This window comes from Cellulomonas sp. Root485 (genome assembly GCF_001426705.1).
Taxonomy (GTDB): Bacteria; Actinomycetota; Actinomycetes; order Actinomycetales; family Cellulomonadaceae; genus Cellulomonas.
This window is the reverse complement of record NZ_LMFC01000001.1, coordinates 679,845-705,892: the sequence shown is the minus strand read 5'-3', so window position 1 is coordinate 705,892 and position 26,048 is coordinate 679,845. Positions and strand designations below refer to the sequence as shown.

Genomic DNA, 26,048 nt, shown 5'->3' with positions numbered 1-26,048 from the left:
ACAGGGATCCCTGCGACGTCCCTCGGCGCGTCCCAGGCCGGTCGACGCCCGCGTAGGACGCTGATCTGCACAGATCCTCCACGACGCCCCTGCGTGCGCTCCTCCGCACGAGCGGGTCGCTCTCCTACGATCGTCGCGTGACCTCCCGCCACGCTGCTGTTCAGCGCCCTCGTGCCGCCCGGCACTCCCGACGCCTGCGGACCCACGGCGTCCTGCGGGGGATCGCTCTCACGGTGGCGGCAGTCGTCGTCTTCGGCGCCAGCGGCGTCGCCGCGGTCGCGGCCAAGCTGAACGGCAACATGGACAAGGTCGACGTGTCGGCGCTGGTCGACCCGGTGGCGTCACCGACCAAGGAACCGGACCCCGACGACCCGAACGCCGGCCAGGCCGTCAACCTGCTGATCCTCGGCTCGGACCAGCGCGACGGCGTGAACGCCTCCATCGGCGGCGAGGCCGCGGGCATGCGCTCGGACACGACGATGGTGCTGCACATCTCGGCCGACCGGTCGCGCGTCGAGCTGGTCTCGATCCCGCGCGACTCCCTCGTCGACATCCCGTCGTGCACCATGACGAACGGCAAGACCACGCGGGCGACCCACGGCATGTTCAACTCGGCGTTCGCCACCGGCTGGGACAACGGCGGCGACATGACGTCCGCCGCGGCCTGCACGATCAACACGGTGCAGCAGAACACCGGTCTGACCATCAACCACTTCGTCGTCGTCGACTTCGCCGGGTTCCAGCAGATGGTCGACTCGATCGGCGGCGTGCCGATGTGCATCCCGACGGACATGAAGTCCGACCTGGCCGGCCTCGACCTCACGGCCGGCTTCCAGACGCTCGACGGCCCGACGGCGCTCGCCTACGCCCGTGCGCGCAAGGGGCAGGGCGTCGGGGACGGCTCCGACACCAACCGCATCGGCAACCAGCAGAAGCTCATCGCCGCCATGGTCCGCGAGGTGCTCTCGCGTGACGTGCTGACCAACCCGCAGAAGCTGCTGTCGTTCCTGAGCGCCGCGACGGGCTCCCTGACCGCGGACAGCGAGATGACGCTCGGCAACATGACCGGCCTCGCCTACAACCTTCGCAACATCAGCAGTGGCAACATCACCTTCATGACGATCCCGTTCGCTCCCGCGAAGTCGGACCCCAACCGCGTCGAGTGGACGTCCGAGGCCGACGCCGTCTGGTCGAACATGGTCAACGACCTCCCCGCCCTCGGTGAGGCCCCGACCCCGACCCCCACGGCGACGACGGAACCGCCCGCCCCGGGTGCCACGGCCACGACGCCCGTCGAGCCGGTGACGCCGGTGGAGCCCGCCCCGGTGGAGACGAAGAAGGCCGGTCACGAGGCGTTCAGCGTGGACGACACGACGGACGTCTGCTGAGGCATGGCTGCCGACGAGCGGACCTCCCGAACGCCACCCCCGAGCTTCGCGCCCGGGACGCCGGCGCGCCCCGTCCGTCCGGCGGACGCCCAGCCGATCGTGGTCGGCCGCCCCTCGCGCCCCACCGCGCCGCAGCGCACTCCCCGGCCGGCCCCGGGTGGGGACGCCCGGGCGTCCACGGGCCGCCCCCCGACGATCGCTCCCACCGCACCGTCCGCCCGGCCGCCGCGCACTGCGCAGCCCGTCGAGGTCTCCGGCCGTGACCCGAAGCAGGCAGGCCCGGCCGTACCGGCCGCCACGGCGCCCAGGTCGACGACCTCGCGGCCGGCGACGAGCCGCCCGCCGCAGCCGACGCGGCCGGCCGCCGCCCGCCAGGCCGCCGCTCGTCCGCCCGGGACGCCCACGGGACCCCGGACGCCGAGCGCGCCGGAGGCGGCGCCGGGAACGCGGCGCAACCGCAGGCTCCTGATCGGCGCGGTCGCCGTCGTGGTGCTCGGTGCCCTGCTCGTCTGGCCGATCGGTCTGACCCTCTGGGCGAACGGGAAGGTCCAGCACACCCCCGCGCTCAGCGGCGCCGCAGGCACCCCGGGCACCACCTACCTGCTCACCGGGTCGGACTCCCGCGCGGACGGCGGCATCGAGCAGGACGGCACCGAGGGCGCCCGCACCGACACGATCCTCCTGCTGCACGTGCCCGACAGCGGCCCCACGGCGCTCATCTCGCTCCCCCGTGACACGTATGTGGAGATCCCCGGGAACGGGTCCTCGAAGCTGAACGCCGCCTTCTCCTGGGGTGGTGCTCCGCTGCTCGTGCAGACGGTCGAGGGGCTCACCGGCCTGACCGTCGACCACTACGCCGAGATCGGCATGGCCGGCGTCGAGCAGATCGTCGACGCAGTCGGCGGCGTCAACCTCTGCTACGACGCCGAGGTCAACGACGTGGACTCGGGGATGGTGTGGACACCCGGGTGCCACGACGTCGACGGGACCCAGGCGCTCGCGTTCGCCCGGATGCGCAAGTCCGACCCGACCGGCGACGTCGGCCGGGCCCTGCGGCAGCGACAGCTGATCGGCGCCGTGATGTCGAAGGTGAAGCCCAGCCAGCTCGTCGCGCACCCCGGCCAGCAGGTCGCGCTGATCGACGCCGGCACCCGGGCGCTGACCGTGAGCGACGGCAGCGGCATCATCGACATGGCCCAGCTCGCGCTGGCGTTCCGCGCGGCCAACGGCGAGGGCGGGATCACGGGGACGCCCCCCATCGCCAGCATGGACTACCGGCCCGGGAACGGCGTCGGCTCCACCGTCCAGCTGGACCCCGAGACCACCCCCGCGTTCTGGGCTGCGATCCGGGACGGGTCCCTGCCCCCTGGGCCGGTCGGCGGAGTGCCGGGCACCTGAGCGGCCGTGACCTTCAGCGCATCGCCGCCACCAGGCGGGGTCCGCGCATGACGCGGTCGAGCACGACCCCGCGGACCTGCTCGAGCCTCGCGAGCGTCACGCGGCGCAGCCACGGACCGCACGGGACCTCGACCCAGCGGTGCACGGCCCAGGCCATCACGGTGACCAGCGCGAGCGCCGACCCGAGCGCCACAGCGGCGGGTACGTGCTCGGCCAGCACCCGGATCACGGCCAGCCCCCAGTACTCGTGCAGGAGGTACAGCGGGTAGGTGAGCGCACCGAGCGCGACGAGCCCGGTGTGCTCCCAGCGCGCGACCCGGGTGAGCACGACGACCGCCACGGCTGCGACGCACCCGACGACGGCGACACCGAGCAGTGCCGCCGAGGGGACGTACCCGGTGGTCCGCTCGAGCACGGCGGTACGCGACGGGACCACCAGCGCGACGGCGAGGCCGGTGTTCACGCCGACCGCCACCCACGGCAGGAGCCGCCTCTCCGTGGCCGCACGATCGCGGGTGAGCACGAACAGCGCCATCCCGGCGGCGAACAGCGGTGCGTAGTCGGCGATCAGCAGCGTGGCGAGCGCGGTCGCGCCGGCGTGCTCCGCGAGCAGCGCGACCCACGGCCAGAGGATCGCGACGCCGACGACCCGACGACGCGTGATGCCGACCAGCGAGAGCACGCCGAGCAGCAGGTAGAACCGCAGCTCGGTCCACAGGGTCCAGTACACGCCGTCCACGTGGTCGACGCCCACGGCGGACTGGAGCATCGTGAGGTTCACCAGGACCTGGTGCGGTGTGACCTCCTTGCCCTCCGGCCAGACCACCAGCAGGAGCGCGCCGGTCGCGAGGACCGCGACCCAGTACGCCGGGTACAGGCGCGCCACCCGGGACGCGACCACCTGGGCCGTCGGGCGCCCCCACGCCGTCATGAGGATGACGAAGCCGCTGATCACGAAGAACAGCTCCGGGCCGAGCGACCCGAAGCCCGTCCACCTGCCCACCCCGCCGAGCCGCTCCGTCTGCCCGTCGCCCCAGGCCGAGCTCGTGCGACCGGTGAAGTGGTAGAGCACCACGGCCGCAGCCGCCACGAAGCGGAGCGCGTCGAGCGCGGCGAGGCGCGGGCGGGGACTCATCCGATCGACGCTAGGTGCGCCCCACGACGCCTGCACGCCGAGCGGCGGGCTCTCACGCAGCCTTCACACGGTCAGACGCTGAACCCCACGCTCGGTCGCGCGCTGGTCTGGGCACGCAGCCGCTCGCCCTTGCCGTCCGCCTGACCGTGCAGATCCTCCTGGAACGCGGCCATCGCGGCACGCAGGCGCGTCGCCTGCTCGCCGTCGCCCGACGCGAGGATCCGGACGGCGAGCAGGCCGGCGTTGCGAGCTCCCCCGATGGACACCGTGGCCACGGGGACGCCGGCAGGCATCTGCACGATCGAGAGGAGCGAGTCCATGCCGTCGAGGTAGGCGAGGGGCACGGGCACACCGACCACGGGGAGCGTGGTCACGGCGGCGAGCATGCCGGGCAGGTGCGCCGCACCGCCCGCGCCGGCGATCACGACCTTCAGCCCTCGGTCCGCCGCGCTGCGCCCGTACGCGATCATCTTCTCGGGCTGACGGTGGGCCGAGACCACGTCGACCTCGACGGGGACGTCGAACTCGGCGAGCGCCTCCGCGGCAGCCTTCATGACGGGCCAGTCCGAGTCCGAGCCCATGACGATCCCCACCAGGGCCTGCGCTGCCATCGCCGTCTCCTCCACCTGTACCGAGGCCTCGCGACCGCGACGCCGCGCCCATCATGTCCCGACGCGCTCCCGCTCCGGGGCGATGTTCACGTCAGGCGGACGCGTCGCCCTGCAGGAGGGCCGCAGCGGCGACCGCGCGGCCGCGGACGTCGTCGAGGTCGTCGCCGCTGACGTTGACGTGCCCGAGCTTGCGCCCCGCCCGGACCTCCTTGCCGTACAGGTGCACCTTCGCCGCCGGGTCGAGCCGGGCGACGTCCGCCAGGGCCTCGGTCGGGTCCGCCAGCGTGCTGCCCAGGACGTTCGCCATCACGGTCCATCGCGAGCGTGCCGAGGTCTCCCCGAGCGGCAGGTCCAGGACCGCGCGCAGGTGCTGCTCGAACTGGCTGGTGACCGCACCGTCGATGGTCCAGTGGCCGGAGTTGTGGGGGCGCATGGCGAGCTCGTTGACCAGGACGCGCGGCGCACCGCCGGCAGCGTCCGCGACCTCGAACAGCTCGACGGCGAGCACGCCGGTGACGCCGAGCCCGTCGGCGATCCGGGTGGCCACCTCGACGGCCTCCGCGCGCGTCGCCTCGTGGAGGTCCGGGGCGGGGGCGACCACCTCGGCGCACACGCCGTCGCGCTGCACCGACTCGACCACCGGCCACGTGCGCATCTCGCCGCTCGGTCGACGCGCGACCAGGACCGCGAGCTCGCGGGTGAACGGCACCTTCTCCTCCGCGAGCAGCGGCGTCCCGGTGCCCGCCGCCGCGGCGGCGAACCAGTCCGCGACGTCGTCGGCGCCGCGCACCACGCGCACGCCCTTTCCGTCGTAGCCGCCGCGGGACGTCTTGACCACCGCGACGCCCTCGTGGTCGGCGAGGAAGGTGGTGAGCTCCGCGGCGGACGGGAGGACCGCCCACGCCGGGACCGGGATGCCGAGCGCCGTCAGCCGGGTCCGCATGACGATCTTGTCCTGCGCGTGCACCAGCGCGGCCGCGTCCGGGTGGACCGCGACGCCTGCGCCCTCCAGGCGGTCGAGCAGCGCGTTGGGGACGTGCTCGTGCTCGAAGGTGAGCGCATCGGCACCGTCGACCAGCCGCGTGATCGCCGCCTCGTCGGACGCCGCCCCGACGGGGGCGTCGACGACGACCTGCGCGGCCGACGACGTCGCGTTCTCGACGAGCACCCGCAGGTGCAACCCCAGCGCGGTCGCCGCGGGCGCCATCATGCGAGCCAGCTGCCCGCCACCGACCACTGCCACCACGGGTGCCGTCACGGGCGACGACACTAGCCGAGCGCCGCACGACGCCGAAACGCTTCGCACCCCGCTCGGTCCGATACCGCACAGATCGCCGGGCTATCCTCTCCAGACCGCTGTGTCCGACCCCCGAGGAGCTCCGTGAGCGCCAGCGACGAGCTGACCGACAACCGGGTCGTCAGCGTGCCGCCCGTCGCCCCGGCCGTCCGCGCCGCCGCCCTGCGGGCCCGCACCTACGAGATCGCCCGGTTCCTCTCGGTGGGCGGCATCGCCTTCGTCGTCGACCTCGGCCTGTTCAACCTGCTCCGGTTCGGTCCCGGCGAGGTGCTCGGGCACAAGCCACTCACCGCGAAGGTCATCTCCGTCATCGCCGCGACGCTGGTGTCCTGGCTGGGCAACCGGCACTGGACGTTCTCCCGGCAGCGCACCGAGAGGCGCACCCGTGAGCTCGCGGTCTTCGCGACGATCAACATCGTCTGCGCCGGGATCCCGCTGCTGACCCTGGCGTTCTCCCACTACACGCTCGGGCTGACCACCCCGCTCGCGGACAACGTCGCCACGGTCATCGGGATCGGGATCGGGACGGTCCTGCGCTACCTCGGGTACAAGCGCTGGGTGTTCACCGGCAGGGCCACTCCCCCGCCGGCCTGACCGGTCACCGCCGGCGACGGTCCATCCGCGCCGAGACCACCGCACCCAGCGGCAGCACGACGTCGGGCCGCATCGAGGCCGGCACCCCGGACAGGAACAGCGCGAACACCGCGGGCCGCCGCTGCGCCAGCTCCAGCCGGCCACCGTCGGCGGACGCCAGGTCGCGGGCCAGCGCGAGCCCGAGACCGGTGCCCTTGCCGGACGTCACCTCACGCTCGAAGATGCGGGGCGCGAGGTCGTCGGGCACCCCCGCACCCTCGTCGGCCACCTCGACGACGACCGCGCCCGACGGGCCGCTCGGCCGGGAGCGGATGGTCGTCGTGCCGGCGCCGTGCCGCAGGGAGTTCTCGATGAGCGTGGCGATCACCTGGGCGAGCGCCCCCGGCGTCGCGAGCACCTGCGTGGTGCGGTCGACCTCGACGACGAGCCGGCGGCCGGTCGCGAGGAACGTCGGCTGCCACTCCTCCTCCTGCTGGTGCACGACCTCCAGCAGCCGGACCGCCTCGGTGGTGCCACCCTGCAGCCGGCGGGAGCTCGCCAGCAGGTCGTCGACGACGCGTACGAGCCGTTCGACCTGCTCGAGCGAGATCCGCGCCTCCTCGCTCACGTCCGGGTCGTCCGTGGCGACCATGATCTCCTCGAGCCGCATGGACAGCGCGGTGAGCGGCGTGCGCAGCTGGTGGGAGGCGTCGGAGGCGAACTGCCGTTCGGCCGCCAGCCGCGCGGCCATCCGGTCCGCGCTGCGCGCGAGCTCGGCGGCGACCAGGTCGATCTCCTCGACGCCCGACGGTTCAAGGCGCGGACGCACCTGACCGGCACCGAGCTGCTCGGCCGACGCGGCCAGGTAGACCAGCGGGGCGGTCAGGCGGTTGGCCTGCCAGATGGCCATCGCGATGCCGGCCGCGAACGCGACCACGGCGGCGACCACGACGAGCGCGATGACGCGGGCGCTGAGCCAGAACACGTCCCACCACGACACGTACAGCGTGACGGTCGCGCCGGTGTCGGAGTCGACCTCCACCGACAGGCTGCGGCCCTGGATCCGCTCGCCGGCCTGGTACAGCTCACCGTCGGGGGTCCGGACGATCACGGAGGCCGAGACCTCCCCCACGTCGCCCGTGTAGTTCTCGAGCATCCGGTCGGTCAGGGCGATGTCCTGCTCGACGCGGAAGTCGACCGCCCGCGCGGCGGACTCCGCACGCGCGGACAGCGCCTGCATCTCGTTCTCGCGGACCAGCTGCGCGCCGAGGAACGCGAGGGGGAAGCCGAGCAGGACGACCGCGACGGTGACCGCCGCAATGGTCGCCTGCAGGACGCGACGGCGCAAGGCTCAGACCCGCTCGGCGCTCGCGCCGCCCGTCTCGAACCGGAAGCCCATGCCCCGCACGGTGGTGACGTAGCGCGGGGCGTTGGCGTCGTCGCCGAGCTTGCGGCGCAACCAGGAGACGTGCATGTCCAGCGTCTTGGTCGATCCCGTCGGGTCCGACCCCCAGACCTCACGCATGAGCGTCTCGCGTGCGACGACGGTGCCGGCCGCCCCGACGAGGACGCGCAGCAGGTCGAACTCCTTGGCGGTCAGGTGCAGCTCCCGCTCGCCCTGGAACGCGCGGTGGGCGGCGACGTCGACGCGGACGTTCTGCGCGTGCAACTCGTCCTCGTCGCCCGGGTCCCCCACGCTGCGGCGCAGCAGCGCCCGGACGCGTGCCAGCAGCTCGGCCAGCCGGAACGGCTTGGTCACGTAGTCGTCAGCACCGGCGTCGAGGCCCACCACGAGGTCCACCTCGTCGGCGCGCGCGGTCAGGACGAGCAGCGGGGTGGTCAGGCCCAGGTTGCGGATGGCGCGGGCGACGTCGAGGCCGTCCATGTCCGGCAGGCCGAGGTCGAGGACGACCAGGTCAGCCGCCGCTGCGCCGTCGATCGCACCTTGACCAGTACCTTGCACGCGCACGTCGTAACCTTCACGCCCGAGGGCGCGGGCCAAAGGCTCGGCAATCGCGGGATCGTCCTCGGCCAGCAGCACCTGGGTCATTCGCCCATGCTAGGTCATGGGACGGTCTTGACCGCCATAGGGGCGCGCGCACATGTTCACGTGAACCAGCTGCACCTGCGGGCGGACCCGGGGAGGGGTCTGCGTCGTCCTGCGGGGGCACGCCGCCGGGGGTCCCCGCGCCTACCCTCGTGGGGTGACGAGATGGGAACGCCTGCTGCGGTGGGAGGAGGCGCACCGGTTCGCGGTCGACGCGACCGGCACCGGGTTCCTGCTGCTGCTCATGGTCGCGACGTCGACGGACATCACGAGCGCGACGGCCAACGCCTCGCGGTCGTTCGCCACCCCGCTGATCTCCTTCGCGGTCGTCGCCCCCCTGGCGTGGCGCCGTGTGCGCCCGACCGCCTCCGCGGTCGCGGTCTACTCGTTCGCCCTCCTCCAGCTCGCGTTCTTCGCCCCGCTGGTCGTGCCCGCCGACTTCGCCGTCCTGCTCTCCCTGTACTCCGTCACCGTGCACGGACCCCGGTGGGCGCACCGCGTGGCGATCGTCGGCGCGCTCGTCGGCTCGGTCCTGCTCGGCGTCTCGATGAACGGCTGGTTCGACGCGCCCGGCGCCGCGTCCACCGCGATCTTCACCGGCCTCTTCGCCCTGTCCGTCTGGGCGTTCGGCCTGGTCCGGCGCTCGCGGCGGGAGACGATCGAGGCCCTGGTGGACCGCGCCGAGCGGCTCGAGGTCGAGCGGGACCAGCAGTCCCAGATCGCGACCGCCGCTGAACGGGCCCGGATCGCCCGGGAGATGCACGACATCGTCGCCCACTCGCTCACCGTGATGATCGCGCAGGCCGACGGCGGCCGGTACGCAGCCGACGCCGACCCCGCTGCGGCGACCCGGGCGCTCGGCACCATCGCCGAGACCGGGCGAGCGGCGCTCACGGACATGCGGCGTCTGCTCGGCGTGCTGCGGGAGGGCTCCGAACCGCCCATCGCCACCGGCGCGGTGCCCGTGCTCCCCGGCCCGGGCGGGCTGAGCCACGGCACGAGCCAGGGGTTCGCCCCGCAGCCGGCCGAGTCCGACATCGGCGCGCTGGTCGAGCAGGTCCGGGCGAGCGGCCTGCGCGCCTCGCTCGTGCGGATGGGCGAGCCACGCAACCTTCCGCCCGGTGCAGGTCTGACGGTCTACCGGATCGCCCAGGAGTCGCTGACCAACGTGCTCAAGCACGCCGGCCCGGACCCCAAGGTCACCGTGCTCGTCCAGTGGCTGCCCGACGCCATCGTGGTCGAGGTCAGCGACGACGGCCGCGGCGCGTCGGCCGACACGGACGGACTCGGGCAGGGGCTGGTCGGGATGCGCGAGCGGGCCACCATGTTCGGGGGGACCGTCAGTGCCGGCCCCCGCCCCGGAGGCGGCTTCCGGGTGCGCGCCCAGCTGCCCACCCCGTCCGACACACCGACCCACGCACCGACCCCCAGCACCTCCCCCGACGAGAGGACCACCCCCGTGCCGAGCAGCCAGGACGAGGCCACCCGATGAGCGACGACACGATCCACGTCGCGCTCGTCGACGACCAGCAGCTCGTCCGCGCGGGGTTCCGGATGGTCATCGACTCGCAGGCCGACCTCGAGGTCGTGCTCGAGGCGGGCGACGGGGCGCAGGCCGTGCGTGCCCTCGATCCCGCGGCGCGGACCGCCACCGGTCCGGTCGACGTCGTGCTGATGGACGTCCGCATGCCGACGATGGACGGCCTGACCGCGACCGCGCAGATCACCGCGCGCGCGACGCAGGACGCTCCGGCCCCCCGCGTGATCGTCCTGACCACGTTCGACCTCGACGAGTACGTGCTGTCGGCCATCCGCGCGGGTGCCAGCGGGTTCCTGCTCAAGGACGCACCGCCGGAGGAGATGCTCGCCGCCATCCGCACCGTGCACCGCGGCGACGCGGTCATCGCGCCGTCGAGCACCAAGCGGCTCCTGGAGCACCTCGTGACCGCGCTGCCCCCCGACGAGCCGGGCGGCCCCACCGACCCCGCGCGCCTCGCCATCGCCGACCTCACCGACCGCGAGCGCGAGGTGCTGGTCCTCATGGCGCGCGGCAGGTCGAACACCGAGATCGGTGCCGACCTGTTCGTCGCCGAGGCGACCGTCAAGACGCACGTCGGCCGCATCCTCGCCAAGCTCCGCGTCCGCGACCGGGTGCAGGCCGTCGTGCTCGCGTACGAGACGGGTCTGGTGCGGCCCGGCTCCTAGTCGGACCACGGGATGACGGACGACCAGCCCGCGGCCTGATGTGCCGCGCACGGGCCGGTCCGTAGCGTCGAGGACGTCATCACCGCACCGAAGGAGCCCCCCTCGTGGACACCACCGTCTTCCGCCCGATCGACGAGGACCAGCCGCGCGTGCCGGGTGGCTCACCGGTCGCCGTCAGCGCCCGGTCGCTCACCAAGGTCTACGGCCAGGGAGCTGCCGAGGTCCGCGCGCTCGACGGGGTCGACGTCGACTTCGCGGCCGGTGCGTTCACGGCGATCATGGGGCCCTCCGGTTCCGGCAAGTCGACGTTGATGCACGTCCTGGCCGGGCTGGACCAGGCCACGTCGGGCAGGGCTCGGCTGGGCGCCACGGAGATCACCGCGCTCGACGACGGAGCACTGACCCGCCTGCGCCGCGACCGTGTCGGCTTCGTCTTCCAGAGCTTCAACCTGCTGCCGATGTTCACCGCCGAGCAGAACATCCTGCTGCCGCTCGAGCTGGCCGGCACGACAGTGGACCGCGCGTGGTTCGACACCCTCGTCTCGACCCTGGGGCTCGGTCAGCGCCTCACGCACCGCCCGTCCGAGCTGTCCGGCGGGCAGCAGCAGCGGGTGGCGATCGCCCGCGCGCTCATCGCGAAGCCCGAGGTGGTCTTCGCCGACGAGCCCACCGGCAACCTCGACTCCCGGTCGGGCGCCGAGGTGCTGAGCTTCCTGCGCCGGTCGGTGCGTGAGCTGGGCCGCACGATCATCATGGTCACGCACGACCCGACGGCCGCCGCCTACGCGGACCGCGTGGTCCTGCTCGCCGACGGACGGATCGCCGGCGACATCGCGGACCCGACCCCCGAGTCCGTGCTGACCGGCCTGGAGGCCCTGCGCACGCTCGACCAGGCGGCCCTCTGATGCTGCGTCTCACCCTCGCGCAGATGCGCCGCAGTCTCGGCCGGCTGACCGCAGCCGCCGTCGCCATCGCGATCGGGACGGCGTTCCTCGCCACCACCCTGATCGCCGGGAACGTCATGACCCGCACGGGGTACGACGCGGTCACCGCCACGTACGCCGACGCCGACATCGTCGTCGCCGGCGACGTCACCGACAACCAGCTCGAGGCGGTGCGCGCCCTGCCGGACGTCCAGTCCGCCGACGTCCTCGCCCCCATCGGCCTCGAGGTCCGCAAGGGCGGCACCAGCCGCTGGCAGATCATGCTGCCGACGTCCGACGACCCGCGGCTGAGCTCGCTGGTGGTCGAGGACGGTGCGGCGCCCACCCGGACCGGTGAGATCGCCCTGCCCGCCGCCACCGCGGAGGCCTTCGGGGTGCAGGTCGGTGACCACGTGCAGGTCCGCTGGACCACGTCCGAGCCCGCCGAGACCCCCAGCGCCGACGCCACGGCGTCCACGGACCCGTCGGAGGAGGTCTGGCGAACGGTCGACGACGACGTCGTGGTGACCGGTATCGCCACCGACCCCGCGTCCGCGTGGTCGCAGAGCGGCGGCGCCGGTCTGGTCAACGCCGACGACCTCCTGCGCTGGAGCGACGCCGAGTCGGTCACGGAGCTCGCCTCGAGCACCCTCGTGGTGGCTCGGCCCGGCACCGGCGCAGAGGCGCTGCGGGACGCCGTCGCCCCGCTCGTCCCCGATGCCGAGGCCCTCACCAGGGACGAGGCAGCAGCGAAGTCGATCGAGGCGTTCTCCGACGGTGGCAACGTGCTGATCACGATCGTCCTCGGGTTCGCCGCCGTGGCGCTGCTCGTCGCCGCCCTCGTCATCGCCAACACGTTCCAGGTGCTCGTCGCGCAGCGCACCCGCACGTTGGCCCTGCTGCGCTGCGTCGGCGCGGGCAAGGGGCAGCTGCGTCGCTCCGTGCTGGTGGAGGCGGCGATCCTCGGGGCCGTCGCCTCGGTCGCGGGGCTGGTCCTCGGGCTCGTGCTCGGCCAGGGCGCCCTCTTCGTGCTGGGCAACCTCGATCTCGGCGTGCCGCTGCCGTCCACCATCGCGGTGACCCTGCCCGTCGTGCTGCTCCCGCTGCTGGTGGGCACCGTGGTCACGGTGCTGGCCTCCCTGGTGCCGGCCCGCGAGGCCACGCGGGTGTCGCCGATCGCGGCACTGCGTCCGGCCGACGCCCCGGCGGTCGGCGCCCGCGGCGGGCGCGTCCGGTTCGCGCTGTCGCTCCTGCTCACGCTCGGCGGTGTCGGGGTCATGCTGCTCGCGACGGTGCTGTCCAGCTCCGGCCGCGCCGACCCCACCCTGCTGCTGGGCGTCGGGGCGCTCGCGGGCGGGCTGTCGTTCGTCGGCGTGCTGGTCGGTGCGGTGTTCTGGGTGCCGAAGGTCGTCTCGTTCGTGGGGCGCGCGCTGGCCGGGACGGGGACCAGTGCGCGGCTCGCGGCGGCCAACACCGTGCGCAACCCGCGCCGGACGGCAGCGACGAGTGCGGCCCTGCTGATCGGAGCGACGCTGGTCGCCATGATGAGCACCGGGGCCGCGAGCGCCCGCGTGTCCCTCGCGCAGGAGCTCGACGAGCACTACCCGGTCGACCTCATGGTCGACGGCACGGTGCAGGGCGACGGTGCGAGCCTGGCGTCCGACGTGGCCGACGCCGTCGCCGCGGTGACCGGAGTCGGCACGGTGCTCGAGATGCGGACCGCTCCGGTGCTGCTGGGCGACGACTGGATCACGGTCGTCGCGCCCGTCGACGGCTCCACGACGGCCGTGCTGCGCGACCCTCGCACGGCGGACGGCCTGAGCGACGGCACGCTGCTGCTCCCGAAGCTCCTCGCCGAGCAGGCGACCGACGTGGCCACCCCCGTCACGGCGTACGCCACGCCCTGGGACGACACCGAACCGGCACCCGGCGGGTCCGAGGTCCCGCTCCGGACCGTGGCGACCGACCTGGGCGGGCTCTACGCACTGACCACCCTGACGACCCTCGAGCAGCTCGCACCGCAGGCTCCCGTCTCGATGCTCTGGGTCGCGCTCGACCCGGGTGCCGACGCGGCTCTGGTGCTCCAGGACGTCCGGGCGGCACTGCCCGACACCCCGGCCGAGGTGAGCAGCGCCGGTGCGGAGCGGGCCAGCAACGAGCTCGTCATCAACACGCTCCTCGCGATCGTCGTCGGGCTGCTCGGCGTGGCCGTCGTGATCGCGCTGATCGGTGTGGCCAACACGCTCTCGCTCTCGGTCCTCGAACGTCGCCGGGAGTCCGCGACCCTGCGGGCGATCGGGCTGTCCCGTCGACAGCTGCGCGTGATGCTCGCCGTCGAGGGGATGCTCATCGCCGGCGTCGGGGCGGTCCTCGGGGCTGCGCTCGGGCTCCTCTACGGCTGGGCGGGGGCGGTCATCACCTTCGGGGAGATCGGGGACGTCATCCTCGTGATCCCGTGGACCGACCTGGCGCTGCTGCTCGTCGTGGCCCTCGCCGCGGGGCTGCTCGCCTCGGTGCTGCCGGGTCGGGCCGCCGCCCGCACGTCGCCCGTGGCGGCGCTCGCCGTCGACTGACGTCCCGCCGCACCCACCGAGCCGACCGGCGGACCTGTGGACGGACCGGCCCGTCCCCCGAACCCGGGGGGCGGGCCGGCCCGTCGTCTCGGTCGCGGAAGGCTCGGGCGGTGCGCTTCACCCTGCTCCATCCCGACCCGTCCCGCGGCCACGGACTGGTCCCGACCGACGTCGAGGCGGACGTCGGCACCGCCTTGTCCGTCCTGCGCCCCGGGCTCGCCCGCGTGAGCGGGTACGCGGGGTGGGCGAGCGCCGGTGTCCGCGCCGCCGTCGCCGACGCGGTGCTCGACGAGCACCACGTCGTCGGCCAGCCGCCCCTGGTCGAGGGATGCGTCCTGCGCGTCGGCCCCGGGAGCCGCACAGGCTCGGAGCTCGCCGTCCGAGCCGACTGGCACGTCGCCGTCGTCGCAGGTCCGGACAGTGGCGGGCTCGCGGCGGTGCCCACGGACGGGACGCTGACCGTCGGCCCGGACGCGGGTGCCGCTGCTCTGACCGTCCACGACGCCGCCCTCCCGCGCGTGCAGATCAGGCGCCGCCGCGGCGACAAGGTGAGCGTGCGCGTGGGTGAGGGTCTGCGGTGGCGCCGCTGGCGATCCCACCGCACCCTCGACCTCGGCACCACGACCCTCGCGCTGCGTGGCCCCGCAGACGGCTCGGCAGCGGGGGCCCGCGCCCCGGAACCGGGCTACGCGTCCCGACCCGCGACGTGGCTGGCTCCGCTCCTCGGCTCGGTCGCCCTCGCGGTCGCGCTGCGTCAGCCGGTCCTGCTGCTCGTGGGTCTCGCCGTCCCGCTCGTCGCGCTCGCCACGGACGCGGTCGCGCGGCTGCGCCTTCGCCGCCGCAGCAGCGGGGACCCGTGCCTGCGAGACCTGGCCGCCCTGGTCGCGGCGACCGCCCGCGCCGGCGTCTCCACGACCGAGCCCGTCGTGCTCGACCAACCCTGGGACCCCGGCGGCTCCCTGGCGGTCGTCGGCCCCCGCGCCCTGGCGCTGCCCGTCGCGCGCGCCATCGCCCTGGGCGCGCTCGGCACCCACCTGACCGCCGCCCTCGCGGTCCGCACCCGGTGGACCGACGACTGGACATGGTGCGTCTGGGCGACCGCCCCCGACGCCCCGCTGCCGCTCGGTCCGGCCGACGGCCTCGTCGTCGCGGACGACCCGCCCGACCCGGCGGCGCTCGCCCGGTGGAGGTCGTCCTCCCCCGCGTCCCAGCGCCTGCTGCTCCTGGCGGACTCCGGCGCGGCGGTCCCCGCGTGGTGCCGGGCGCGGATCGAGGTGGGTGCGCGGTCCGTACGGCTGCACGGGGCCGACGGGAAGGTTCTCGAGCTCCCCCGGCAGGCCGCCGGCGCCGAGCTCGCCCTGACGCAGGTCCGCGCGGCGGCGTCGGCGCGCGCGCTGGCCGTCGCCGTCCACGACACGGCACTGCCCGTCCGGGCGTCGCTGGCCGGCCTCGACGGCATCCCCGCGCCGGACCAGGTGAGCCGCTCCTGGGCGACCCCCCGTCGCGGACTGGTGGTCGCGCTCGGGGTCGGGCCTGGCGGCCGGACCGTCTCGGTCGACCTCGTCGCCGACGGACCGCACGCACTGGTGGCAGGGACCACCGGCGCCGGGAAGTCGGAGCTGCTCACCACTGTCGTGCTCGCGCTCGCGCTGACCCACCCGCCGGACCGGCTCGCGATCCTGCTGGTCGACTTCAAGGGCGGCACCGGCCTCGGCCCGGTCGCCGGGCTCCCGCACGTGCTGGAGCACGTCACCGACCTCGACGCCGCGCACGCCCGGCGTGTCCTGGCGTCCTTGCGCGCGGAGCTGCGGCGGCGCGAGGCGATCCTCGCCGCGGCCGGCGCTCGGGACCTGCTCGAGCTCGACCCCGCCGACCCCACGACACCTCCCCGGCTGCTCGTCGTCGTCGACGAGCTGCGAGCGCTCACCGAGGACGTCACCGACGCCTCCGCGGCGCTCACCCGGATCGCCGCCCAGGGACGGGCGCTCGGCGTGCACCTGGTCCTGGCCACCCAGCGACCTGCGGGCGCGGTCGGCGCCGACCTGCGTGCCAACGTCGCGCTGCGGATCGCGCTGCGGGTGACCGACCCGGCCGACTCGACCGACGTGCTGGACGCCCCGGACGCCGCCCGGCTCGACCCGGCGACACCCGGCCGCGCGTGGGTGCGGCGCGGGACCCGGCCGCTCGAGCCGGTCCAGGTCGCTCGTGCGGTCGCGGCCGCCGCCGTGCCGCCCGTGCGCCTCGCACGCGCGTGGTCCGACGCGGGCACCGCCTGGTCACCGGCACCGTCCGCCGGACCGCACGACGACGACCTCCGCCCGGCCTGGCTGCGCGCTGCCGCACAGGCGGCGACCCGCCGACCCGCGGGGGGCGGCTGCCCGTGGCTCCCCGCACTGCCGGCCGTCGCCCGGGCGGCGGACGTCGACGACGGGCCAGGCCTGGCGCTCGCGGTCGCGGACGTGCCCGACGAGCAGCGCCGGGGCGCGGTGCGGTGGGATCCCGCCGACGGTCCGCTGCTCGTGCTGGGCGGCCCGCGCTCGGGCCGGACGACCACGCTGGTCGCCGCCGGGCTCGAGGCCCTCGACCACGGGTGGTCCGTGCACGCCGTCGGCCTGCCCCCAGCCGCGGTGCACCGGCTGCGTGCCGGCGACCGGCACAGACGGCTGGGCAGCACGCTGGAGACCGACGACGCGCGCGCGGTCGCCCGCCTCCTCGAGCTCCTCACGACCACGGGACGCCCGCAGGTGCTGCTCCTCGTCGACCGCCTCGACCTCCTGCTGGACTCGCTCGGCCGGCTCGCTCGCGGCGCGGGCGTCGACCGGCTGACCACCCTGTGGCGCAGCAGCACCGCCGCCACCGCGCTCGTCGCCGGGGCCGACGCCGGCGCCGCCGCGATGCAGCACGCCGGTGCGTTCGCGCACCGGCTGGTGCTCCCGCTCGCCGACGCGGCGCTCGACGCGCTCGCAGGGGTCCCCGCGGCCCTCGCCGGTCGCCGGACCACCCCGGGCAGGGCTGTGCACCTCCACGCGACGGGCGCGGAGCTCTGCCAGGTGGTCCTGCCCGAGCCGCCCGCCGCGGGTGTGGTCGCGAGGTCCGCCGAGGAGTACGCCTCGGGGTTGGCTGCCGGGCCCGCCGAACGGCACCGGGACCCGGCGGTGGTGCTCGTGCGACCCCTGCCGGAACGCGCGGACCTGCCCCCGGGACTCGGCGCCGGGCCGGGCCGCCTCGAGGTGCCGCTGGGGCTGGGCGGCGACGACGCGAGCGTCGTGCGGGTGGACGTGAGCCAGGGTCTGCTGGTCGCGGGACCTCCGGGGTCGGGCCGCAGCACGGCGCTGAGCGTGGTGGCCCGCACGCTCGTGCGGGGCGGGGTGCGCGTGCTGCGGGTGGTCGACCCTGCCGGGCTCCCGGTCCCCGCGCTGGCCGGCGTGCAGGACGTGGGCCCGGCGGACGTGGGGGTGGCGTGCGGTGCCGACGGCGCGGTGCTGCTCGTCGACGACCTGGACGATCTCCAACGGGCCCACCCGGGCCTCGACGAGCTGATCCCACCGACGGTGAGCCTGGTCGCCGGCGTCACGTCGTCGTCAGCGGCCCAGGCGTTCCGCGGCACGGTCGCGACGCTCGTCCGGCGCCGTCGCGTGCTCGTGCTGGACGCGCACGACCACGCGTCGGCCGAGCTGGTGGGGCCGCGCGCGGCGTGGTGCGTGGACCCGTCCCGTCGGCCCGCCGGACGAGGGGTCCTGCTGACGGGACGGGCCGCGATCGTCGTGCAGGTCTATGCGGGCGGGTCCTGATGGCGGGCGGTCGCGGCGACGGCCGACGGCAGCAGGAGCCCGACGCCGATCAGCACCGCGACGACGAGCACGACGCCGGCCCAGGCGGTCGGCTCCACGGTGAGCCAGCCGATCGAGAGCACCACGAGCAGGATCTGCCACATGATCACCGGGGATCGGGCCCACCGCTTGCCGCGCCACAGCCCTCGGGCGGCGAGCAGGAGCAGCAGCGCCACACCGACGCCGAAGGCAGCGAGGAACAGGCTCGCGCCCGGCATGGTCGCGGCGCCGCGCACGACGTCGGCGGTCCACGCGACACCCAGGCCGACGAACGCGGCGGCCTCGACGGTGACGAGCAGGCAGACGACGAGCAGCACGGGAGGACGGCGGTCGGTCACAGCAAGGAGCCTAGGCACCCGCGGGTGCGGTCCGTCGCCGTCGGGCGTCGGCGAGCACCTGACCTGCACCGACGCTCACTCCCCGATACCACGGATCTACGGTGACTCACGCCACCTCGTGACCCTGATCACCGCGTCGGAGACCGGTCAGGTACTGGACGTTTGTCCGACTATTGCCCTCACCTGCGGCAACATGCGGGACGCCTCCGGGCACAGCCCGTGCACAGGTGTGACGAACGCCTCAGTCGTTACGGATATGAAACCTCCCCGTAACCCTTGTGGAGTTCCCGGACCGGTGCGAGCCTTGATGCAGTACGTCCCCCACCCCCGATCTCGCGTCCAGACTCGCGCGCCCTGACCCCGGGCGCCTCTCGACGTGTGCCTAGGAGAGAACTCATGGATTGGCGCCACCGCGCAGCGTGTCTCGACGAGGACCCGGAGCTGTTCTTCCCCATCGGGAACACCGGCCCCGCGCTGCTCCAGATCGACGAGGCGAAGGCCGTCTGCCGCCGCTGCCCCGTCGTCGACACGTGCCTGAAGTGGGCCATCGAGACCGGTCAGGACGCGGGCGTCTGGGGCGGGCTCTCCGAGGACGAGCGCCGCGCGCTCAAGCGTCGCACCGCGCGCCAGCGTCGCGCCGGCTGACCTCACCGCCACCTCGTCCCACGACGAACCCGGCCCCGCTGCGCACCGCGCGGCGGGGCCGCGTCACGTCCGGCACCGGCCGGTTCCCCGTCAGCCGGCAGCGCTCGCCGCGCCGAAGCCACAGCGCTCGTCGGGACGCTCTGGCCCGAGGTCGCCGTCAGATCAGCGCGGCGGCGTCCCTCGGTCCACGCAACCGGGCCTCGATGACGACGGACGTCCCGCCGCCCTCCCGGCTCGCCCACTCGATGGTGCCGCGCATCTCGTTGGTCACCAGGGTCGACACGATCTGGGTGCCGAGGCCGGTGCCGGCGCCGCGCTCGGTGGGTAGCCCGGAACCGTCGTCGGCCACCTCGACCCGCAGCGCGTCGTCCGACCGTTCGACGATGACCTCGACCGTCCCGGACTCCCGCCCCTCGAACCCGTGCTCGACCGCGTTGGTCACCAGCTCGGTCAGGATGAGCGCGAGAGCCGTGGCGTCCTCCGCAGGGATCGACCCGAACGACCCGCGCACCAGCGTGCGCACGTGCGCACCTTCCGTGGCCACGTCCGCGGCGAGCCGCAGGCTGCGCCCGACGAGGTCGTCGAACGGGACGCTCTCGTCCAGCGTCTGGGACAGCGTCTCGTGCACGAGCGCGATCGTGGCGACGCGGCGCATCGCCTCGCCGAGCGCCTCCTTGGCCTCGGGCGAGGCCACGCGCCGGGACTGGAGCCGCAGCAGGGCCGCGACGGTCTGGAGGTTGTTCTTCACGCGGTGGTGGATCTCGCGGATCGTGGCGTCCTTGGTGATGAGCTCGCGCTCGCGGCGCCGCAGCTCCGAGACGTCGCGGCACAGCAGCACGGCCCCGACGCGCTGGCCGTGCTCGGTGAGGGGCACCGCCCGCAGGGAGAGCGCGACCCCGCGGGCCTCGACGTCGACCCGCCAGGGGGCGCGCCCCATGAGGACGAGCGGCATCGACTCGTCGACCGTGTCGTGCTGCTCGATCAGCTCGGCGGTGACCTCGACCAGCGAGCGACCGACGAGGTCACCGACCACGCCGAGCCGGTGGAAGCACGACAGGGCGTTGGGGCTCGCGTAGAGGACCTCGCCCTCGGAGTTGAGGCGCACGAGCCCGTCCCCGACGCGCGGGGCGCCGCGGCGTGGGCCGGTCGGGGCGTCGGGTGCCGGGAACTCGCCACGACCGACCATCGCGAAGACGTCGTCGGCCGCCTCGACGTAGTTGAGCTCGAGGCGGCTGGGTGTCCGAGCGCCCCCGAGGTTGGTCTGACGGGCGAGCACGGCGATCGCCTTGCCGCGCCGGACCACCGGGACGGCCTCCTCGCGCACGGCGTAGGAGCCGAACCAGCGCGGCTCGCGGGAGCGCTGTGCCGCGCGCTCGTCCAGGGAGCGCTGCAGCTGCGGACGCTGACCCTCGGGCGCGCTCGACCCGACCACGTCGTCGTAGTGGACGGTCGCGCCGGTCGACGGGCGCGCCTGGGCGATCGCGACGAAGTCGCCGCCCGTCGTCGGGAGCCACAGCACCAGGTCGGCGAACGCGAGGTCGGACAGGACCTGCCAGTCTCCGACCAGCAGGTGCAGCCACTCGAGGTCGTGAGCATCGAGCGCGGCGTATCGAGCGGCGAGGGTGCTCAGCGTGGACACGGGCACCAGGGTAGGTCGCGCCGGAGGGGCGGTGGGCAGGACGGCCAGGACGTGGGCGGCTAGCCTCGACCCACCGAACTCGATCACCGAAGGACCCATCGTGCGACTGAGCGTGACGCTCGACCTCCCGACGGACGCACGCGCCGCGGCGCAGCTCCTGGCGGACCCGGAGTACGTGCACCAGAAGGTCCGCGCCAGCGGCGCGCTCGAGCAGCACGTGGACGTGACGGGCGACCCGGACGACGCGTTCACCGTGACGACGCGCCGCGCGCTGCCCACCGACCAGATCCCGGCGCACCTGCGGAGCCTCGTCGGGAGCCAGATCGACGTCCGGCAGGTCGAGGCGTGGGAGGCACCTGCTGCCGACGGCTCACGCGTCGGGACCGTCGTCGTCGAGATCGCCGGTGCCCCGGTGCGGCTGAGCGGGCGGACGGCTCTGACCCCTACCGGTACAGGTGCCACGACGGTCACCTACGACGGCGACCTGCGCGCGACGGTGCCCCTCTTCGCGTCCGCGATCGAGCAGGCGACCGCCGGGGCGATCCGGTCCGCGCTGGAGGTTGAGCAGGTCGTGGCACGCCGATGGATCGACGACCACGCCGATGGTCACGGACAGGCGCCGCAGCCGTAACGATTCGGTAACACGGACCGATGTCCATATCGCTCTGACCTGCAGAAACGTTGGTGTGGGATCGCTACCACGGCATTTACACCACTCGGCGTCCTTGACACTCGCTGAGGCGCCGACGACAGTACTCCGCAGCGCGTGGGAACGCTCCCGCATCACTGCGGAAGGGAACGTGACCGCGCCGGGTCCACACGGCCCAACCCGATGTCCGTATCGCCCCCTTCGGCGCGCGGACGACGGGTGCCCTAGGGGTACGGCGAGGACGCCGTCCGACTGACAAGGGAGTCACAGTGCGCAAGACCACCAGCAAGATGTGGGCAGCCGCGGCGGGGGTCACGGGCATCGCCCTCCTCGCCACCGCCTGCTCCGGCAACGCGGAGACGCCCAGCGACGAGGGTTCCGACGCCGGTTCCGAGAACATCACCCTGACGCTCGGCACGTTCAACGAGCCCGGCTACACGGACGAGATGTTCGCGGAGTACGAGGCCGCGAACCCGGGCATCACCATCGAGAACAAGAAGGCCGCGACCTCGAACGAGGCCCGCGACAACCTGAACACGCGCCTCGCGTCGGGTTCGGGCGCCTCGGACATCGAGATGATCGAGATCGACTGGCTCCCCGAGCTCATGCAGTACCCGGAGAAGTTCACCGACCTGACGGACCCGGCCCTCGACGGCCGCTGGCTCGACTGGAAGGTCGCGCAGGCCACGACGCCCGACGGCGTCCTGCTGGGCTACGGCACGGACATCGGCCCGGAGGCCATCGCGTTCCGCGGTGACCTGCTCGCCGCCGCCGGCCTGCCGTCCACCCGTGAGGAGGTCGCTGCTGCTCTCGGTGGCGCCGACGCCACGTGGGACGACTACTTCGCCTTCGGCAAGCAGTACACCGAGGCCACGGGCAAGCCCTTCTTCGACGCTGCTGGTGCCATCTACCAGGGCATGATCAACCAGGTCGAGAACGCCTACGAGGACAACGACGGCACGATCATCGCCGCCACGAACCCCGAGGTGAAGGACATCTACGACTCCGTCACCACGGCCTCCGTCACCGACAACCTGTCGGCGCACCTCGGCCAGTGGAGCGACGACTGGACCGCCTCGTTCCAGACGGACGGCTTCGCGACCATGCTGGCCCCGGGCTGGATGCTCGGTGTCATCGAGGGCAACTCGGCCGGCGTGACCGGCTGGGACATCGCGGACGTCTTCCCCGGCGGCGCCGGCAACTGGGGCGGCTCGTTCCTGACCGTCCCCGCGCAGAGCAAGCACGCTGAGGAGGCCAAGAAGCTGGCCGCCTGGCTGACTGCGCCGGAGCAGCAGATCGCGGCCTACAAGAGCAAGGGCACGTTCCCGAGCCAGGTCGAGGCGCTCGCCTCGGACGAGCTGCTCTCGTCGGTCAACCCGTTCTTCAACGACGCCCCGGCCGGCCAGATCCTGGCCAACCGTGCCGTCGGCATCGTCGCCCCGTTCAAGGGCCCGAACTACTTCGCCGTCAACGACGCGATGCAGTCGGCTCTGACCGAGGTCGACGTCAACGGTGGTGACGCCGCTGCACAGTGGGACACGTTCGTCTCCGCGGTCAACGCACTCGGCTGACGCACGCCACGGGGCCGGGCCGATGGGTCAATCCATCGGCCCGGCCCTGCCCGCGTAGGCTCCTGACCACCGCCACGAAGGACACCTGATGGCTACCTCCACCACCCCACCCCAGCTCGACAGCGGTCGGCAGCGGGACCCCGAGCGTGCCGTGCGCCGGGTCGGCTTCAGCCAGACCCTCGGTCGCTGGGACGTCAAGGTCTCGCCCTACCTCTACATCTCGCCGTTCTTCCTCCTCTTCGCGCTCACGGGTCTGTTCCCCCTCGTGTACACGGCCTACGTGTCCGTGCACGACTGGAACCTGATCGGTGGCAAGGGTGCCTTCGTCGGCTTCGAGAACTACCTGTTCGTCGTCCAGGAGCCCAACTTCTGGAAGAGCCTGCGCAACACCTTCAGCATCTTCTTCCTGTCGACGGTCCCCCAGCTGATCATCGCGATCGTGCTCGCGGCGCTCCTCGACGCGAACCTGCGCGCGCGCACCTTCTGGCGCATGGGCGTGCTGCTGCCCTACGTCGTCGCGCCCGTCGCGGTCAGCCTCATCTTCGGCAAGCTGTTCGCCGACAAGTCCGGCCTCATCAACACGGTGCTCGGCTACGTCGGGATCGACCCGATCGGCTGGCACGCGCAGATCCTGCCCAGCCACATCGCGATCGCGACGATGGTCGACTTCCGGTGGACCGGCTACAACACGCTGATCCTTCTCGCGGCGATGCAGGCCATCCCGAAGGACCTGTACGAGGCAGCCGTCCTGGACGGCGCCACCCGCGTGCGGCAGTTCTTCTCCGTCACCGTGCCGATGCTGCGCCCGACGATCATCTTCGTGGTCATCACCTCCACGATCGGTGGCCTGCAGATCTTCGACGAGCCGCGTCTGTTCGACCAGACCGGTCAGGGCGGCCCGAGCCGCCAGTGGATGACGGCCACCATGTACATCTACGAGCTGGGCTGGGGCAACCAGAAGAGCTTCGGACGTGCGTCCGCGGTCGCCTGGATCCTGTTCCTCATCATCGTGATCATCGGCCTGATCAACTTCTCGATCACGCGCAAGATCTCGTCCGACTCGTCGACGACCAAGCGGAAGAAGGTTTCCCGATGAGCGCCCCCTCGCTGCCGGTCATCCGGCAGACCGCCGGCCGTGGCGCGGCCCGCGCCGCCGGACGCAGCCGCTCGACGGCCGCCGGTTCCGACCGTCGCCCGGGCTGGGTCACGTACACGCTGCTCGGGGTCGCGATCGTCCTGGCGATCGCACCGCTGTACTACGCGTTCCTGCTCGCGTCGTCGAACTCGGCGTACATCGCGCAGAACCCGATCCCGTCGCTCATCCCGCAGGGCGAGTTCTTCACGAACGTCGGCAAGGTGCTGAACGGCGAGATCCAGTTCTGGAAGGCGCTGGGCAACTCGATCATCGTCGGGACGATCACGGCGCTGTCCGTGGTGCTCTTCTCCACGCTGGCCGGGTTCTCGTTCTCCAAGCTGCGCTTCAAGGGCCGCAACGCCCTGCTCGTGTTCGTCATCGCCACGACGGCCGTGCCGACGCAGCTCGGCATCGTCCCGCTGTTCATCGTGATGTCCCAGCTCGGGTGGACCGGCAAGCTCGTCGCCGTCATCGTCCCGGGTCTGGTCACCGCGTTCGGCGTCTTCTGGATGACGCAGTACCTCGAGTCGGCTCTGCCGTACGAGCTCGTCGAGGCCGCCCGCGTCGACGGAGCGTCGATGATCCGGACGTTCTGGCACATCGCCCTCCCGGCGGCGCGCCCGGCGGCCGTCATGCTCGGCCTGTTCACGTTCGTCGCCTCGTGGACGAACTTCTTCTGGCCGTTCATCGTCCTCGGACCGCAGAACCCGACGCTGCCGGTGGCCATCCAGCTGCTCCAGGCGTCGTACTTCAAGGACATGTCGCTGATCATGGCGGGCGTCACCGTCTCCACGATCCCGCTCATCATCCTGTTCTTCATCGCGGGCCGTCAGCTCGTCGCCGGCATCATGCAGGGTGCTGTCAAGGGCTGACCCGCGCACACTGGTTCGTGGCACGCCCCGGGCGGTCATGGTCGTCCTGACCGTGACACCAGCCCGGTCGATGGATGGGCGGGGTGCTCCCCGAGCACCCCGCCTTTCCCATCACCAGCTCGTCATCGCTGCTTCGGCAGCCACAGGAGGGAAGACCAACGGTGGTCGACAACATCCCGGTCCACGTGGACCCCGCGCGGCCTGCCGCGCCGACGCTCGAGCAGGTCGCCGAGCGCGCAGGTGTCTCACGCTCAACGGCCTCCCGCGCCATCAACGGCGGTCTGCGCGTGTCTCCCGAGGCTCTCGCCTCGGTCGAGGCCGCGGTGACCGACCTCGGGTACACCCCGAACCGCGCTGCACGCTCGCTGGTCACCAAGCGCACGGACTCGATCGCCCTCGTGGTGCCCGAGCCCGACGAGCGTGTCCTGTCCGACCCGTTCTTCGCGGGCACCCTGAACGGCCTGAGCTCCTCGCTCGCTGACTCGGACATGCAGGTGGTGCTCGTCATCGCCCGACCCGGCGAGAGCGAGCGCACCGTCCGCTACCTGCGCAACGGTCACGTCGACGGCGCGATCGTCGTCTCGCACCACGCGAACGACGAGCTCGACCGGGCGTTGCAGCTGTCCCACGTGCCGAACGTGTTCGTCGGGCGGCCGCTGTCGGCCGACGAGCGGGACGTGCAGTACGTGGACACCGACAACGTCGAGGGTGGCCGGCTGGCGACCCAGCACCTCATCGACCGGGGCTGCCGACGCATCGCGACGATCGCCGGTCCGGCGGACATGTCCGCCGGCATCGACCGGCTCTCCGGCTGGCGCAACGCGATCCACGCCGCCGGGATGTCGGACGACGCGGTGGTGCGCGGGGACTTCACCATGGCGTCGGGCACGATCGCGATCCGCGAGCTGCTCGCGCGGTTCCCCGACGTCGACGGCATCTTCATCGCCTCCGACCTGATGGCGGCCGGTGCGCTCAGCGTGCTGGCGGAGCACGGCAAGGACGTCCCGCGGGACATCGCCGTGGTCGGTTACGACAACCTCGGGGTCGCGGCGTCGACCACTCCCCCGCTGACCAGCGTGATCCAGCCGGTCGTGGCGATGGCCCGTGCCGCGGGCGCTCGCCTGCTGGACCAGCTGAACGGGGCACCGCCGTCGCCGCCGCTGATCTTCGCGCCCGAGCTGGTGATCCGCGAGTCCGCGTAGCTCGGACCGCACGTGCG

21 protein-coding genes are annotated in these 26,048 nt (G+C 73.3%); 14 read left to right on the top strand and 7 right to left on the bottom strand.

The window, feature by feature from the left end:
• The first annotated feature begins 137 nt into the window (after positions 1 to 137).
• Together ASD16_RS03380 and ASD16_RS03370 are read left to right on the top strand one after the other, a co-directional pair.
• On the top strand, positions 138 to 1,388 hold the full coding sequence (locus ASD16_RS03380) for an LCP family protein (protein WP_235523090.1): 1,251 nt from the start codon (positions 138 to 140) through the stop codon (positions 1,386 to 1,388).
• Between the two features lie 3 nt (positions 1,389 to 1,391).
• The gene (locus ASD16_RS03370) at positions 1,392 to 2,786 is read left to right on the top strand and encodes an LCP family protein (RefSeq protein WP_082570568.1); all 1,395 of its coding nucleotides are present in this window, start codon (positions 1,392 to 1,394) and stop codon (positions 2,784 to 2,786) included.
• A gap of 13 nt (positions 2,787 to 2,799) precedes the next feature.
• Here ASD16_RS03370 and ASD16_RS03365 read toward each other — a convergent pair whose 3' ends face one another.
• From ASD16_RS03365 to ASD16_RS03355, 3 genes are all read right to left on the bottom strand, one after another.
• Positions 2,800 to 3,921 (bottom strand): acyltransferase, encoded by a 1,122-nt coding sequence (locus ASD16_RS03365; protein WP_055912800.1) that lies wholly within the window; start codon positions 3,919 to 3,921, stop codon positions 2,800 to 2,802.
• A 71-nt stretch (positions 3,922 to 3,992) separates the two neighbouring features.
• Positions 3,993 to 4,532 carry a 5-(carboxyamino)imidazole ribonucleotide mutase gene (gene purE, locus ASD16_RS03360; protein ID WP_055912797.1) on the bottom strand — a complete coding sequence of 180 codons (540 nt, stop codon included), beginning with the start codon at positions 4,530 to 4,532 and terminating at the stop codon, positions 3,993 to 3,995.
• A gap of 91 nt (positions 4,533 to 4,623) precedes the next feature.
• Positions 4,624 to 5,790, bottom strand: coding sequence for a 5-(carboxyamino)imidazole ribonucleotide synthase (locus ASD16_RS03355; RefSeq protein WP_055915636.1), 1,167 nt, complete (start codon positions 5,788 to 5,790; stop codon positions 4,624 to 4,626).
• 123 nt (positions 5,791 to 5,913) lie between these two features.
• Between ASD16_RS03355 and ASD16_RS03350 the strand changes: the two genes are divergently transcribed.
• Positions 5,914 to 6,423 carry a GtrA family protein gene (locus tag ASD16_RS03350; protein ID WP_055912794.1) on the top strand — a complete coding sequence of 170 codons (510 nt, stop codon included), beginning with the start codon at positions 5,914 to 5,916 and terminating at the stop codon, positions 6,421 to 6,423.
• A 4-nt stretch (positions 6,424 to 6,427) separates the two neighbouring features.
• Here the strand turns inward: ASD16_RS03350 and ASD16_RS03345 are convergent, their stop codons facing one another.
• On the bottom strand, positions 6,428 to 7,750 hold the full coding sequence (locus tag ASD16_RS03345; RefSeq protein ID WP_055912791.1) for an ATP-binding protein: 1,323 nt from the start codon (positions 7,748 to 7,750) through the stop codon (positions 6,428 to 6,430).
• A 3-nt stretch (positions 7,751 to 7,753) separates the two neighbouring features.
• Positions 7,754 to 8,452 carry a response regulator transcription factor gene (locus ASD16_RS03340; RefSeq protein WP_055912788.1) on the bottom strand — a complete coding sequence of 233 codons (699 nt, stop codon included), beginning with the start codon at positions 8,450 to 8,452 and terminating at the stop codon, positions 7,754 to 7,756.
• Positions 8,453 to 8,606: 154 nt separating this feature from the next.
• Here ASD16_RS03340 and ASD16_RS03335 point away from each other — a divergent pair, with 154 nt between their 5' ends.
• The 5 genes from ASD16_RS03335 to ASD16_RS03315 all read left to right on the top strand — a co-directional run bounded on the left by ASD16_RS03335 (position 8,607) and on the right by ASD16_RS03315 (position 17,941).
• The gene (locus tag ASD16_RS03335; protein ID WP_055912785.1) at positions 8,607 to 9,941 is read left to right on the top strand and encodes a sensor histidine kinase; all 1,335 of its coding nucleotides are present in this window, start codon (positions 8,607 to 8,609) and stop codon (positions 9,939 to 9,941) included.
• Complete coding sequence (locus ASD16_RS03330; protein WP_055912782.1) at positions 9,938 to 10,654, top strand: response regulator transcription factor; 717 nt, start codon at positions 9,938 to 9,940, stop codon at positions 10,652 to 10,654. The genes ASD16_RS03335 and ASD16_RS03330 overlap by 4 nt, the downstream gene beginning before the upstream one ends.
• A 104-nt stretch (positions 10,655 to 10,758) precedes the next feature.
• Entirely contained in the window at positions 10,759 to 11,559 is an 801-nt protein-coding gene (locus ASD16_RS03325) for an ABC transporter ATP-binding protein (protein WP_082570567.1), read from the top strand.
• A 23-nt stretch (positions 11,560 to 11,582) separates the two neighbouring features.
• Positions 11,583 to 14,150 (top strand): ABC transporter permease, encoded by a 2,568-nt coding sequence (locus tag ASD16_RS03320; protein ID WP_235523089.1) that lies wholly within the window; start codon positions 11,583 to 11,585, stop codon positions 14,148 to 14,150.
• 110 nt (positions 14,151 to 14,260) lie between these two features.
• Entirely contained in the window at positions 14,261 to 17,941 is a 3,681-nt protein-coding gene (locus ASD16_RS03315; protein WP_055912776.1) for an FtsK/SpoIIIE domain-containing protein, read from the top strand.
• On the opposite strand, the gene ASD16_RS03310 is transcribed toward ASD16_RS03315, so the two are convergent.
• A complete protein-coding gene (locus ASD16_RS03310; protein ID WP_055912774.1) occupies positions 17,923 to 18,318 on the bottom strand; it encodes a hypothetical protein in 396 nt (131 codons plus the stop codon). The genes ASD16_RS03315 and ASD16_RS03310 overlap by 19 nt on opposite strands.
• 396 nt (positions 18,319 to 18,714) lie before the next feature.
• Between ASD16_RS03310 and ASD16_RS03305 the strand changes: the two genes are divergently transcribed.
• Positions 18,715 to 18,963: a WhiB family transcriptional regulator gene (locus tag ASD16_RS03305; protein WP_055912771.1), complete on the top strand. Its 249-nt coding sequence runs from the start codon at positions 18,715 to 18,717 to the stop codon at positions 18,961 to 18,963.
• 157 nt (positions 18,964 to 19,120) lie between these two features.
• Here the strand turns inward: ASD16_RS03305 and ASD16_RS03300 are convergent, their stop codons facing one another.
• Positions 19,121 to 20,602, bottom strand: a complete 1,482-nt coding sequence (locus tag ASD16_RS03300; protein WP_055915632.1) for a sensor histidine kinase — start codon at positions 20,600 to 20,602, stop codon at positions 19,121 to 19,123.
• A gap of 100 nt (positions 20,603 to 20,702) precedes the next feature.
• On the opposite strand from ASD16_RS03300, the gene ASD16_RS03295 reads away from it, so the two are divergent.
• The 5 genes from ASD16_RS03295 to ASD16_RS03275 all read left to right on the top strand — a co-directional run bounded on the left by ASD16_RS03295 (position 20,703) and on the right by ASD16_RS03275 (position 26,031).
• Complete coding sequence (locus ASD16_RS03295; protein ID WP_055912768.1) at positions 20,703 to 21,233, top strand: DUF2505 domain-containing protein; 531 nt, start codon at positions 20,703 to 20,705, stop codon at positions 21,231 to 21,233.
• 287 nt (positions 21,234 to 21,520) lie between these two features.
• The gene (locus tag ASD16_RS03290) at positions 21,521 to 22,822 is read left to right on the top strand and encodes an ABC transporter substrate-binding protein (protein WP_235523088.1); all 1,302 of its coding nucleotides are present in this window, start codon (positions 21,521 to 21,523) and stop codon (positions 22,820 to 22,822) included.
• 88 nt (positions 22,823 to 22,910) lie between these two features.
• Entirely contained in the window at positions 22,911 to 23,918 is a 1,008-nt protein-coding gene (locus tag ASD16_RS03285; protein ID WP_055912765.1) for a carbohydrate ABC transporter permease, read from the top strand.
• Positions 23,915 to 24,829 (top strand): carbohydrate ABC transporter permease, encoded by a 915-nt coding sequence (locus ASD16_RS03280; protein WP_055912764.1) that lies wholly within the window; start codon positions 23,915 to 23,917, stop codon positions 24,827 to 24,829. The genes ASD16_RS03285 and ASD16_RS03280 overlap by 4 nt, the downstream gene beginning before the upstream one ends.
• Positions 24,830 to 24,990: 161 nt before the next feature.
• The gene (locus tag ASD16_RS03275) at positions 24,991 to 26,031 is read left to right on the top strand and encodes a LacI family DNA-binding transcriptional regulator (RefSeq protein ID WP_055912761.1); all 1,041 of its coding nucleotides are present in this window, start codon (positions 24,991 to 24,993) and stop codon (positions 26,029 to 26,031) included.
• The last annotated feature ends 17 nt before the right edge of the window (positions 26,032 to 26,048 follow it).